The following is a 12,522-nucleotide window of genomic DNA, read 5'->3' as shown; positions in this document are numbered from 1 at the left end:
TCACCATCCTCGCCCGCAAGCTCGCCCGTATCGCCTTCGCCATCCTCAAAAACGGGGCCGACTATGTGCCGCGAAAACCTTGTCTTGCGACATAGAATCTCCTACGAACGCACCGGGGTGGTAGGAGCGCCGCAAGGCGCGATATGCGGGGCCGGTTCAATCATCACGACCGAATGGACGCACTTTCCATCGGTTTATTTTTCCCGGAGAGTCGATAGACTGTCCGACACAACGCTTCTTAAGAGGTATTTGCCGTGGACGTTATGGATCGCATCAAGCAGCACGTGGACGAGAATCCCGTGATCATCTTCATGAAGGGTACGCCCCAGTTCCCCATGTGCGGCTTCTCCAGCCGTACCGCCGAGGCGCTGAAGCAGTGCGGGCAGGAGTTCGCCTACGTGAACGTGCTGGCCGATCAGGAGATCTTCCAGAACCTGCCGCGCTTCGCCGACTGGCCGACCTTCCCGCAAGTCTACATCAACGGCGAGCTGATCGGTGGCTGCGACATCACGCTGGAGCTGTTCGAGCGTGGCGAGCTGAAGAAGCTGGTCGAGGAGGCCGCCGCGAAGAAGCAGGCCAGCTGAGCCGGCCTGTTTCCGCACACGAAAAAGCCCCGCATCGCGGGGCTTTTTCGTGTCGGCAGCGAGAGGGCCTTACTCGGCGAACACGCGGTTGCCGCCGGCCTCCTTGGCCTTGAACAGCTGCTCGTCGGCCGCCGCCATCATCTGCTGCACGTCCTTGATCGGCTGCGACTTGCCGGCATAGCAGGCCACGCCCATGGACACGGTCACCGGGATCTCGCCCTCGCCGGTCTGGATGGAGCGCTGGCTCACCGCGCTCACCACACGGTCGAACACCGAGTGGCGCAGCGGGTTGTCGGCGGTGTAGTGCATGATCACGCCGAACTCGTCGCTGCCGGTACGCACCACGATGTCGGTGGGACGCACGGCACGGCGCAGGCGGCGGGCCAGGCCCACCAGCACCTCGTCGCCCACGTCGTGACCGTACTGCTCGTTGACGTCGCCGAGCTTGTCCACGTCGATCATGGCCAGGCACACGCCGCCGCCACGGTTGTGCGACTCCAGCAGGTAGTCCTCGAGCTGCTTGGTGAGGTAGCGGCGGTTGCCCAGGCCCGTGAGCGAATCGGTGGTGGTGAGTTCCTCGAGATGGGCGTTGGCCGCACTCAGGGCGGAGGCCGTCTCCAGCAGGGTGTTCTGCAGGGTGGCGATGCGGCCGGCGGCGAACACACGGGCGGCCAGCTCCACCTCGTCCACCGGCTTGGTCAGGTAGTCGTCGATGCCGCGCTCGAAGGCCTCCTGCATGGCCTCGTTGCCCTCGCGCCCGGTGAACAGGATCACCGCCGTGTAGCGGTTGTGCTCCTCGTCGTACTGGCGGATGGCGTTGGTGAGCTCCAGGCCGTTCATCTCCGGCATCACCCAGTCGGCCAGGACCACGTCGGCGCTGCGTTCCGCGAGCATCTTCAGGCAGACCCCGGCACTCTCGGCCAGGCGCAGGTCGGTGTAGCCGCCCTTCTGCAGCGCCTGCTTGAGCACCGCGCGGGAGAACTGCATGTCGTCCACGATGATGATGGAGAGATCGGTCGTCATATTGGAAGGCAAGGGACTGTCCGTGATCACTTATATTTTTGAATGTCTTTGTAATCCATCCGCTACGGGCTGTCCATAGCGAAGGCATTGAAGGCGGCATCCAGCAGCTGCCACTGGTTCACCACCTTGCAGAACAGCTCGGCGGTCTTTTCCGCGTCGTAGATGGCCGAGTGGGCCTCGTTGCTGTCCCAGGAGATGCCGGCCGCCTGCACGGCGCGCGCCAGCACGGTCTGGCCGTAGGCCATGGCCCCCAGGGTGACGGTGTCCAGGGTGCTGAAGGGATGAAAGGGGTTGCGCTTGACCCCGCAGCGCTCCGCCGCCTGGTTGATGAAGTTGAGATCGAAGGGTGCGTTGTGGCCCACCAGGATGGCGCGCGTGCACTCGTTCTTTTTGATCTCCTTGCGCACATGATTGAACATGTGCGTGAGCGCGTCGCTCTCCGGGATCGCCAGGCGCAGCGGGTGGAACGGGTCGATGCCGTTCACCTCCAGCGAGCGCGGTTCCATGTTGGCGCCCTCGAAGGGCTCCACGTGCCAGGACTCGGTGCGTTCCAGGTGCATCTCGCCCTTGGCATCCATGCGCAGGAACACGGCCGCCACCTGCAGCAGGGCATCGGTCTGGACATTGAAGCCGCCGGTCTCGACATCGACGACGACGGGGAGAAAACCGCGGAAGCGCTGGCCGACGGGGACAAAGGAAGGGTCTTGTGACATGCGCACAGCTTACCGGATGGGGCAGGGCATGAGAAACCAAAAGCCGTATTTTCCCGACCAGCTGCGGCGAAATACCGCCTGGCGCTGGCGGTTGTGCCTGCTGTTGCTGGCGCTGGCGGTCCCGGCCACGGCCCTGGGCGAGGCGCTGCTGTGGCGGGTGGAGGCCCCCGGGGCGGACGTCGCCCCGAGTTACCTGTTCGGCACCATGCACTCGGACGACCCGCGGGTGGCCGACCCGCCTGCCGCGGTGACGCAGGCCCTGTCGGCCAGCCGCCTGCTGCTGCTGGAGCTCGACCTGGGCGCGCCCGAGATCGCCCTGGCGCCGCTGGCCATGATCCTGCCGCCGGGCCAGACCCTGGACGGCCTGCTGGACGAGGACACCTACCGGCGGGCACAGGCGGCCATGCGCGAGCGCGGCTATCCGCCCGCGGCGGTGGACCGCATGCGGCCCTGGGCCGTGGCCGTCACCCTGGCCATGCCGCCCGTGCAGACCGGCCGCTACCTCGACCTGGTGCTCTACGAGCAGGCCCTGGCGCAGGGGCTGGCGGTGCAGGGCCTGGAGAGGATCGCCGAACAGCTCGGTGTGTTCGAGGGCCTGTCGGTGGCCGAGCAGGCCGCCCTGCTGCGACTCTCGCTGGACGAGTACGGCCGCGAGGCGGCGGCCTTCGAGGCCCTGCACCAGGCCTACCTGGCCCGCGACCTCGACCGCCTCGTCACGCTCTCCACCGGGGCCTTCGCCAGGCTGCCCCCCGCGCTGGCCGCGTCCTTCGAGGCCGCCATCCTCACCGGGCGCAACCGGCGCATGGCCGAACGCGCCGCCCCCGCGCTGGCCGCCGGCGGGGCCTTCGTCGCCGTCGGCGCCCTGCACCTGGCCGGCGACGACGGACTGGTGGCCCGCTTCCGGGCGCTGGGCTACCGGCTCACCCCGCTCTACTAGAATCCCTCTCCCGACACCCCGTTTCCGGGCCATTCCGGGCGCCGTTTCTGTGTGCCTGCACACAGTTCCGGAACGGGGTAAAAATATTCTTGGTCTGTAACTTCATGAAATCTAAATAACTATTTTTCGACTTTTCCGAAATATGGACTACACTCATTGACCTTCACCGGGTGAACCCGGATCATACGCCGTTCCACCAGGGGCGGCCCCGCCCATGACCGGGGCGCGTGATAAGAGAGGTAGCACCATGTCCACGCAGCCAGAACACATCCACGACGTCGACGCCATCGAGACCCAGGAGTGGCTCGAGGCGCTCGAGGCCGTCATCGAGAACGAGGGCGCCGAACGCGCGCACTACCTGCTCGAGCAGCTCATCGACAAGGCGCGCCGCTCCGGCGCCGACCTGCCGTACTCGCCGAACACGGCGTACGTGAACACCATCCCGCCGCACCTCGAGGCCCCGCACCCGGGCGACCCGGCCATCGAGCAGCGCCTGCGTTCCTATATCCGCTGGAACGCCCTGGCCATGGTGGTGAAGGCCAACCGCAAGAGCGCCGAACTCGGCGGCCACATCGCCTCCTTCGCCTCCTCGGCCACGCTCTACGACGTGGGCTTCAACCACTTCTGGCGCGCGCCCACCCACGAGCACGGCGGCGACCTGGTCTACTTCCAGGGCCACTCCGCGCCCGGCATCTATGCCCGCGCCTACCTGGAGGGCCGCCTCGACGAGGACCAGCTCGACAGCTTCCGCCAGGAGGTGGACGGCAAGGGCCTGTCCTCCTACCCGCATCCCTGGCTGATGCCGGACTTCTGGCAGTTCCCCACCGTGTCCATGGGCCTGGGCCCGCTGCAGGCCATCTACCAGGCCCGCTTCATGAAGTACCTGCAGGATCGCGGCCTGGCCGATACCCGTGGTCGCAAGGTCTGGTGCTTCGTCGGCGACGGCGAGGTGGACGAGCCCGAGACCCTGGGCGCCATCTCCCTGGCCGCGCGTGAAAAGCTCGACAACCTGGTGTGGGTGGTGAACTGCAACCTGCAGCGCCTGGACGGCCCGGTGCGCGGCAACGGCAAGATCATCCAGGAGCTGGAGGCCAACTTCCGCGGCACCGGCTGGAACGTGCTCAAGGTGCTGTGGGGCAGCTATTGGGATCCGCTGTTCGCCATGGACAAGGACGGCCTGCTGCGCCAGCGCATGATGGAGGCAGTGGACGGCGACTACCAGAACTACAAGTCGAAGGACGGCGCCTACGTGCGCGAGCACTTCTTCGGCAAGTACCCGGAACTCAAGGCCATGGTGGCGAAGATGTCGGACGACGACATCTGGCGCCTCAACCGCGGCGGCCACGATCCGCACAAGGTCTTTGCGGCCTACAAGGCGGCGATGGATACCGAGGGCCAGCCCACCGTCATCCTCGCCCACACCGTGAAGGGCTACGGCATGGGTACCGCGGCCGAGGGCCAGATGGGTGCGCACCAGAAGAAGAAGCTGGACAACGAGTCCATCCTGCATGTGCGCGACCGCTTCAACATCCCGCTCTCCGACGAGGAGGCCACCAGCCTCAAGTACTACAAGCCGGCGGAAGACAGCGAGGAGATGAAGTACCTGCACGAGCGCCGCAAGGAGCTCGGCGGCTACCTGCCGGTGCGCAAGAACCTGGCCGCGCCGCTGGAGGTGCCGGGCCTGGACGCCTTCCAGCCCCTGCTCGAGGGCAGCGGCGACCGCGAGATGTCCACCACCATGGCCTTCGTGCGCCTGCTCACGCTGCTCACCCGCGACAAGAAGATGGGCAAGTACGTGGTGCCCATCGTGCCGGACGAGGCGCGCACCTTCGGCATGGAAGGCATGTTCCGCCAGCTGGGCATCTACTCCTCGGTGGGCCAGACCTACACGCCGCAGGACAAGGACCAGATCATGTTCTACAAGGAGGACAAGTCCGGCCAGATCCTGGAAGAGGGGATCAACGAGGCCGGGGCCTTCTCCTCGTGGATTGCGGCGGCCACCGCCTACAGCAACCACGGCGTGAACATGGTGCCGTTCTACATCTACTACTCCATGTTCGGCTTCCAGCGCATCGGCGACCTCGCCTGGGCGGCGGGCGACCTGCAGGCGCGCGGCTTCCTGCTCGGCGGCACCGCCGGTCGTACCACGCTGGCCGGCGAGGGCCTGCAGCACGATGACGGCCACAGCCACCTGCTGGCGGCCACCATCCCCAACTGCATCAGCTACGACCCGACCTTCTCCTACGAGCTGGCGGTGATCATCCAGGACGGCCTGCGCCGCATGTACGAGAAGCAGGAAAACGTCTTCTACTACCTCACCGTCATGAACGAGAACTACGAGCACCCGGCCATGCCCAAGGGCGTGGAGGACGGCATCCTCAAGGGGATGTACCTGTTCCGTTCCGGCGGCAAGAAGAAGAAAAAGGTGCAGCTCATGGGTTCGGGCACCATCCTGCGCGAGGTCATCGCCGCTGCCGACCTGCTCGAGGCCGACTGGGGCGTGGACGCCGACATCTGGAGCGCCACCAGCTTCACCGAGCTGCGCCGCGAGGCGCTGGACGTGGACCGCTGGAACCGCCTGCACCCGCTGGAAGACCAGAAGACCTGCTATGTCGAGCAGTGCCTCAAGGGACGTCGCGGCCCGGTGATCGCCGCCACCGACTACATGAAGGCCTTCGCCGACCAGATCCGCAAGTGGGTCCCGGCGCGCTACGAGGTGCTGGGCACCGACGGTTTCGGCCGCTCCGACACCCGCGCCAACCTGCGCCGTCACTTCGAGGTGGACCGCTACCACGTCACCGTCGCCGCCCTCAAGGCACTGGCGGACGAGGGGCAGATGCCCGCCGGCAAGGTGGCCGAGGCCATCGAGAAGTACGGCATCGACGTCAACCGTACCAACCCGATGTACGCGTAAGGGGCGGAGATCATCATGGCGACGAAAAACATCGTGGTACCGGACATCGGCGACTTCGCCGATGTCGAAGTGATCGAGATCCTGGTCAGCCCGGGCGACACCATCAAGGCCGAGGACTCGCTGATCACCCTGGAGTCCGACAAGGCCTCCATGGAGATCCCGGCCCCCGAGGGTGGCGTGGTCAAGGCGCTCAAGATCAAGGTGGGCGACCGCATCAAGCAGGGCGACACCATCCTCGAGCTCGAGCCGGCCAACGACGCCGCGCCCGCGGCGGAGCAGGCGGCCGAGAAGCCCGCCGCCCAGGCGGAGGCGAAACCCGAGCCCAAGCCTGAACCAAAGTCGGCGCCGAAGGCCGAGGAGCCCCAGCCCGCCCCCGCGGCACCGCGTGCGGCCCCGGCCGGCCAGCGCCCCTCGCCCACGCGCAAGATCGACGAGGTCAGCTTCTCCAAGGCCTATGCCTCGCCCTCCGTGCGCCGCTTCGCGCGCGACCTGGGCGTGGACCTCGGCCAGGTGGAAGGCACCGGCCGCAAGGGCCGCATCGTCAAGGAAGACGTGCAGGCCTTCGTCAAGCGCGCCCTCTCGCAGGGTGCCGGCGGCGGCCTCGGCGTGGCGCCCATGCCCGAGATCGATTTCTCCCAGTGGGGCGAGGTCGAGAGCAAGCCGCTCACCAAGATCAACAAGCTCACCGGCCAGTTCCTGCACCGCAACTGGGTCACCATCCCGCACGTCACCCAGTTCGACGAGGCCGACATCAGCGACCTCGAGGCCTTCCGCAAGTCCATGGTGGCCGAGTACAAGGACAAGGGCGTGAAGCTCACGCTGCTGGTGTTCCTGATGAAGGCCGTGGTCTCGGCGCTGCGCGAGTTCCCGCGCTTCAACGCCTCGCTGGACGCCACCGGCGAGAACCTGGTGTACAAGAAGTACTTCAACATCGGCATCGCCGTGGACACGCCGGACGGCTTGGTCGTGCCCGTGGTGCGCGACGTGGACCGCAAGAGCCTGATGGACCTCGCCCGCGAACTCGGCGAGATCAGCCAGAAGGCGCGCGACAAGAAGCTCACCCCCGGCGACATGCAGGGCGGCTGCTTCACCATCTCCAGCCTCGGCGGTATCGGCGGCACCAAGTTCACGCCCATCGTCAACGCGCCGGAAGTCGCCATCCTCGGTGTCTCGCGCGCCAGCATCCAGCCGGTGTGGAACGCGGAGGAAGAGACCTTCGATCCGCGCCTGGTGCTCCCCCTGTCGCTGTCCTACGATCACCGCGTGATCGACGGCGCCGACGGCGCGCGCTTCACGTCCTTCCTCAGCCGGGTGCTCTCCGATACCCGCCGCCTGTTGCTCTAGGAGGTGACGCATGGCTGACATCATCAAGATCCCGGACATCGGCGACTTCAAGGACGTCGAGGTCATCGAGGTACTCGTCGCCCCGGGCGACGAGATCCAGCCCGAGCAGTCGCTCATCACGCTCGAGTCCGACAAGGCCTCGATGGAGATCCCGGCCCCGCAGGGCGGCAAGGTCACCGAGCTGCTGATCAAGGTCGGCGACACCGTCAACATCGGCGACCCGATCCTGAAGCTGGAGGCGGGTGAGGGTACGGGCAAGAAGGAAACCGCGCCGGCGAAGGCAGAAAAGCCGGCCGCCGAGAAGAAGGCGGAGGCCCCGGCGGCTGCCGCCCCGGCGCCGAAGGCCGCGAGCTTCAGCGGCAAGGTCGACGTGCAGGCCGAGGTGGTCGTGCTGGGCTCCGGCCCCGGCGGCTACACCGCCGCCTTCCGCGCTGCCGACCTCGGCAAGCAGGTCGTGCTGATCGAGCGTTACGAGAACATCGGCGGTGTCTGTCTCAACGTCGGCTGCATCCCCTCCAAGGCCCTGCTGCACACCGCCCAGGTGATCAACGAGGCCGAGGAATTCGCCGACATCGGCGTGGCCTTCAACAAGCCCGAGATCGACCTCGACAAGCTGCGCGCCCACAAGGACGGCGTCATCGGCAAGCTCACCGGCGGTCTCAAGCAGCTCGCCAAGCAGCGCAAGGTCGAGATCGTGCACGGCTACGGCCGGTTCACCTCGCCCAACACCGTCGAGGTGGAGGCAGCGGACGGCAGGAAGACCGTGATCGGCTTCGACAACTGCATCATCGCCGCCGGCTCGCGCGTCACCAAGCTGCCCTTCATCCCCTGGGACGACCCGCGCGTGATGGACTCCACCGACGCGCTGGAGATCGAGGAGGTGCCCGAGCGCCTGCTGGTGGTCGGCGGCGGCATCATCGGCCTGGAGATGGCCACCGTGTACGACGCCCTGGGCGCCAAGGTCACCATCGTCGAGCTCTCGCCCGGCCTCATCCCGGGTGCCGACCGCGACCTCATCCGCCCGCTCGAGCGTCGCATCAAGAAGCGCTACGAGAACATCTACACCAACACCAAGGTCACCGAGATCACGCCCACCAAGAAGGGCCTGGTCTGCAAGTTCGAGGGCAAGGACGCGCCGGCCGAAGACACCTTCGACCGCGTGCTCGTCTCCATCGGCCGCAGCCCGAATGGTCTCCTGATCGATGCCGACAAGGCCGGTGTGGCGGTGGACGAGCGCGGCTTCATCAGCGTCGACAAGCAGATGCGCACCAACGTCGATCACATCTTCGCCATCGGCGATATCGTCGGCCAGCCCATGCTTGCCCACAAGGCCACGCACGAGGGCAAGGTCGCCGCCGAGGTCATCGCCGGGCAGAAGAGCTTCTTCGACGCCCGCACCATCCCCTCGGTGGCCTACACCGACCCGGAAGTCGCCTGGATGGGCAAGACGGAAGACGAGTGCAAGGCCGAGGGCATCGCCTACCACAAGGGCGCCTTCCCCTGGGCCGCCAGCGGCCGCTCCCTCTCCATCGGCCGCGACGAGGGCCTCACCAAGGTGCTGTTCGACGAGGCCACCGGCCAGATCATCGGCGCCGGCATCGTCGGCCCCAACGCCGGCGAACTCATCGCCGAGGCCGTGCTGGCCCTGGAGATGGGCGCGGACGCCGAGGACATCGGCCTCACCATCCACCCGCACCCGACCCTATCCGAGACACTCAACTGCGCCGCCGAGGTGGCCGAGGGGACGTGTACGGATATCTATGTGCCGAAGAAGAAGTAGGGTGTCAGCGTGATGCTGGAACAGAGAAGCCGCCTTTTGGGCGGCTTTTTTGTGGATGTAGGAAAAATCCTACCCATGGTGATCGCTTGGAGTGCCAGCGGTTGTGGGGTATTTTCTTGTGGAGCGGACCAAGTCGATTGCGTATCTTATATCTGGGTTGTTGCATTTGGTAATAACGATCAAGGACTGGCACATGGCATATCAACGGCTCCCGATTCCTTTGGCAAGACTGCGGCTAAACAAGGAGAATGACCGTCACGGCGCCTTGCCGTCCGAACCTGACTGTATCGCATGGATGCTTGAGCATCTTAGTGATGAGATTCGGAATCTCGCTGCGGACATCGCCGAGCACGGCTTAAGTCCCATTGATGGCGTGCTAGTAGTTCCCGATCCTGATACCAAGGGTGACTATATCGTCTGGGAAGGGAACCGTCGGATCACTGCTCTTAAGCTGCTCGATAATCCGGAACGATGCGAAGATCCTAAGCTCAGGCGGAAATTTGCAGCAATTCGCGGCAAGGCGAAAGTAGATATCCCGCGAAAAATTGAATGCACAGTAGCAGATTCTATCGAAGAAGCAGACTGGCCAATCGAGCTCCGTCATCAGGGATATCAAGAAGGCGTCGGAACAATTCCGTGGGATGCAATGCAGAAAAGCAGACACCTTCAGCGCCTTGGGAAGAAGGGCCGTTATGCGTTCACTCACTTGGTGGTTGACTCTGTACTGGAGAAATTAGACGACAATTTGCGTACCAAAGTGACCGGTAAGGGTTTTAAAATATCAACTCTTGACCGTCTACTTAAAAACCCAGAAGTGCGTGAGTTCCTCGGAATTGCTAGTGCCGATGGCGTCCCGCGGCGCTTCCTCCATGAAACAGAGATGCTCAAGGGTCTTACAAAAGTGTTGAGGGACATCGCAGACGGAATGCCTGTCAGGGATGTCTATGATGCAAAAAAGCAAAAAGAGTATATTTCCAGCTTCCCCCCGGAGAATACGCCTAACCAGCAAAGGGAAGTAAAGGACTCGCGTCCTATGGTTCCACCCGCGAAGCCTGCTCAGGTATCGACAAAAGCTCGTGCGCTCAAGCCATCCCACCAACGCAAACACATCGTTCCTTCAGGCGTTCAGTATTCGATCAAGGATAAGCGTCTTCGGGCGGTCTTCCGGGAGCTGCAGGATCTTGAAATTAACCGGCACCGTAACGCGGTTTCAGTGCTGTTTCGGGTATTTGTCGAGTTAAGCATTGAGCTTTATCTCGAACATAACTCAGTTGAATATCATGATGGAGACAACTTATCGAAAAAAGCTGAGAAGGCGGCTGCACATATGGAGCAGCAGAAATGGGCGAGTAAACACGAACTGAAGGGAATTAAGACGGCAATTTCAAGTCCACATAATTCACTTTCTTTCAACACGTTTCATGCATACGTACACAACAGGCATTTCCATCCGTCAGGGCCGGATCTTGCCACGGCCTGGGACAATATTCAGCCCTTTCTAGATGCTCTGTATGCCCATTTGTGATGAGGCGGTGGCCGTCAAAACAGATTTATCTTATCCTTGGGGGAAAGGAGGTCGCAGATGCGTTATTACACCCCACTAAGGTACCCTGGAGGGAAAGGTAAATTGGCTCCATTTATCAGGCAACTGTTTGTCGATAATGGGCTATGCGATGGCATTTATGTTGAGCCATATGCGGGCGGTGCAGGAATTGCCCTAGAACTTGTTATGACCTCTTATGCCAAAGAGGTTTGGCTTAACGACGTAGATCCTGCCATCTACGCATTTTGGCACTCAGCATTGAATGAGACGCAAGCACTGATTGACATGGTGCAAAGCGCGCCATTAACTATCGATGAATGGCAAAAGCAGCGTGATATATATTTAAAGCCGGGTCGAAAGAAGAGGCTTCTTCTAGGATTTGCCACGTTATTTCTCAATCGGACCAATCGTTCCGGGATACTTGGAGGTGGTGTTATTGGGGGGGTGGAGCAGAAAGGAAATTGGTTAATTGATGCCAGGTTTAATCGGGATGGCATATGTGAGCGACTGCAGAAGGTCGAAGACCATAAACACCGCATCAAAGTAACTAATCTCGATGCAGAGGTATTCATTAAGAATACCAAGTTTCCGAAGAAGTCTTTGGTATATCTCGATCCGCCATATTTCAACAAAGCGCAGCGTCTATATCGCAATCATTATGCGCAAGAAGATCACGCGAGAATTGCTAGATTGGTGCAGAAGAATTTACGCGCAAATTGGGTCGTGTCGTACGATGATGCTCCGGAAATCGAGGAGTTATATAAAGACCGTCGAAAAATTCGGTATACCCTCAGCTATAGCGCGCAGACGAAGCGTAAGGGGGGGGAGTTGATGTTTTTTAGTGACGATCTAGATTATCCAAGGACAAGCAATCCTGCGCTTTTCAAGCGGTGCAGTTAGTCCGTGGCAGGATAAACGAATCAATCAGGAGAATTCCGGGGACAGTATACCAGGAGCAGGAGAATTCCAGGAGAATTCCGGGAATTCCGGGAATTCCGGGAATTCCGGGGACAGTATACCGAATGCGGCGGCCTGCCAAAGTTAATCAGTATACTGTCCCCGGATTCGCCTGGAGTGGTATGGATGAAGATCAAAGACCTGATTGATGAGGCAGAATCCCTCCCGGTGGAAGAGCGGGCCCTGGTTGTGGACTCCCTGCTTCGCAGCCTGAATCCGCCGGAGTCCGAAATCGACAAGCGATGGGCGGCTGTTGCCAGGAAAAGGCTTGAAGCGGTACGTGAAGGGTCCGTTCAAGCAATTCCGGGTGACCAGGTCTTCGAGAAGATATGGAAAAGGTATGAAGGGTGAGCTTTCGCTTTCATCCGGATGCAGCAGCAGAGCTCGCTGAGGCTATTCAATACTACGAAGACGTGGAGCCGGGTCTCGGCCAGGACTTTGCAGTCGAGGTCTATTCCGCGATCCAACGCGCGACCGCCTACCCACATGCCTGGGCCATTCTCGAAGGGGATATTCGCCGCTCACTCATTCGGTGATTTCCGTATGGTGTTTTGTATTCCGAGGACGGTGATGGGGCAATGGTCGTTGCTGTCATGCATCTACATCGCAATCCGGGGTACTGGGAAGAGCGAATGTGATGTTGCAGTGCAAGACCTGACCCCGGGATTCGCGGGGGTACTGGGAAGAGCGAATGTGATGTTGCAGTGCAAGACCTGACCCCGGGATT

Annotated in this window: 12 protein-coding genes; 10 read left to right on the top strand and 2 right to left on the bottom strand. The window is 62.4% G+C overall.

Annotation, left to right across the window (positions count from 1 at the left end):
- Positions 1-254 precede the first annotated feature (254 nt).
- Positions 255-584 (top strand): Grx4 family monothiol glutaredoxin, encoded by a 330-nt coding sequence (grxD, locus tag HUJ28_00940; GenBank protein ID MBD3618028.1) that lies wholly within the window; start codon positions 255-257, stop codon positions 582-584.
- 69 nt (positions 585-653) lie between these two features.
- Here grxD and HUJ28_00935 read toward each other — a convergent pair whose 3' ends face one another.
- Complete coding sequence (locus HUJ28_00935; GenBank protein MBD3618027.1) at positions 654-1,607, bottom strand: diguanylate cyclase; 954 nt, start codon at positions 1,605-1,607, stop codon at positions 654-656.
- Positions 1,608-1,669: 62 nt separating this feature from the next.
- On the bottom strand, positions 1,670-2,320 hold the full coding sequence (gene rnt, locus HUJ28_00930) for a ribonuclease T (protein MBD3618026.1): 651 nt from the start codon (positions 2,318-2,320) through the stop codon (positions 1,670-1,672).
- Between the two features lie 28 nt (positions 2,321-2,348).
- On the opposite strand from rnt, the gene HUJ28_00925 reads away from it, so the two are divergent.
- The 9 genes from HUJ28_00925 (at position 2,349) to HUJ28_00885 (ending at position 12,331) form a co-directional block, all read left to right on the top strand.
- Entirely contained in the window at positions 2,349-3,257 is a 909-nt protein-coding gene (locus HUJ28_00925; GenBank protein MBD3618025.1) for a TraB/GumN family protein, read from the top strand.
- A gap of 247 nt (positions 3,258-3,504) precedes the next feature.
- Positions 3,505-6,171: a pyruvate dehydrogenase (acetyl-transferring), homodimeric type gene (gene aceE, locus HUJ28_00920; protein MBD3618024.1), complete on the top strand. Its 2,667-nt coding sequence runs from the start codon at positions 3,505-3,507 to the stop codon at positions 6,169-6,171.
- 15 nt (positions 6,172-6,186) lie between these two features.
- Positions 6,187-7,515, top strand: coding sequence for a dihydrolipoyllysine-residue acetyltransferase (gene aceF, locus HUJ28_00915; GenBank protein MBD3618023.1), 1,329 nt, complete (start codon positions 6,187-6,189; stop codon positions 7,513-7,515).
- Between the two features lie 10 nt (positions 7,516-7,525).
- Entirely contained in the window at positions 7,526-9,295 is a 1,770-nt protein-coding gene (gene lpdA / locus HUJ28_00910; GenBank protein MBD3618022.1) for a dihydrolipoyl dehydrogenase, read from the top strand.
- 9 nt (positions 9,296-9,304) lie between these two features.
- Positions 9,305-9,547, top strand: a complete 243-nt coding sequence (locus HUJ28_00905; GenBank protein MBD3618021.1) for a hypothetical protein — start codon at positions 9,305-9,307, stop codon at positions 9,545-9,547.
- 43 nt (positions 9,548-9,590) lie between these two features.
- On the top strand, positions 9,591-10,820 hold the full coding sequence (locus tag HUJ28_00900) for a hypothetical protein (GenBank protein ID MBD3618020.1): 1,230 nt from the start codon (positions 9,591-9,593) through the stop codon (positions 10,818-10,820).
- A 57-nt stretch (positions 10,821-10,877) separates the two neighbouring features.
- The gene (locus tag HUJ28_00895) at positions 10,878-11,738 is read left to right on the top strand and encodes a DNA adenine methylase (GenBank protein ID MBD3618019.1); all 861 of its coding nucleotides are present in this window, start codon (positions 10,878-10,880) and stop codon (positions 11,736-11,738) included.
- A gap of 183 nt (positions 11,739-11,921) precedes the next feature.
- Positions 11,922-12,146 carry an addiction module protein gene (locus tag HUJ28_00890; protein MBD3618018.1) on the top strand — a complete coding sequence of 75 codons (225 nt, stop codon included), beginning with the start codon at positions 11,922-11,924 and terminating at the stop codon, positions 12,144-12,146.
- Complete coding sequence (locus HUJ28_00885) at positions 12,143-12,331, top strand: type II toxin-antitoxin system RelE/ParE family toxin (GenBank protein ID MBD3618017.1); 189 nt, start codon at positions 12,143-12,145, stop codon at positions 12,329-12,331. Before HUJ28_00890 ends, HUJ28_00885 begins: the two co-directional genes overlap by 4 nt.
- The last annotated feature ends 191 nt before the right edge of the window (positions 12,332-12,522 follow it).

It is taken from the genome of Chromatiales bacterium (assembly GCA_014762505.1).
In the GTDB taxonomy this organism is placed as follows: Bacteria; Pseudomonadota; Gammaproteobacteria; order SpSt-1174; family SpSt-1174; genus SpSt-1174.
This window is presented reverse-complemented; position numbering and strand designations above follow the sequence as displayed.

Bases quoted from the DNA above. Each gene is read 5' to 3' on its own strand.
- HUJ28_00935 (MBD3618027.1), bottom strand. From the start codon at position 1,607: ATGACGACCGATCTCTCCATCATCATCGTGGACGACATGCAGTTCTCC.
- rnt (MBD3618026.1), bottom strand. From the start codon at position 2,320: ATGTCACAAGACCCTTCCTTTGTCCCCGTCGGCCAGCGCTTCCGCGGT.
- HUJ28_00925 (MBD3618025.1), top strand. From the start codon at position 2,349: ATGAGAAACCAAAAGCCGTATTTTCCCGACCAGCTGCGGCGAAATACC.
- aceE (MBD3618024.1), top strand. From the start codon at position 3,505: ATGTCCACGCAGCCAGAACACATCCACGACGTCGACGCCATCGAGACC.
- aceF (MBD3618023.1), top strand. From the start codon at position 6,187: ATGGCGACGAAAAACATCGTGGTACCGGACATCGGCGACTTCGCCGAT.
- lpdA (MBD3618022.1), top strand. From the start codon at position 7,526: ATGGCTGACATCATCAAGATCCCGGACATCGGCGACTTCAAGGACGTC.
- HUJ28_00900 (MBD3618020.1), top strand. From the start codon at position 9,591: ATGCTTGAGCATCTTAGTGATGAGATTCGGAATCTCGCTGCGGACATC.
- HUJ28_00895 (MBD3618019.1), top strand. From the start codon at position 10,878: ATGCGTTATTACACCCCACTAAGGTACCCTGGAGGGAAAGGTAAATTG.
- HUJ28_00890 (MBD3618018.1), top strand. From the start codon at position 11,922: ATGAAGATCAAAGACCTGATTGATGAGGCAGAATCCCTCCCGGTGGAA.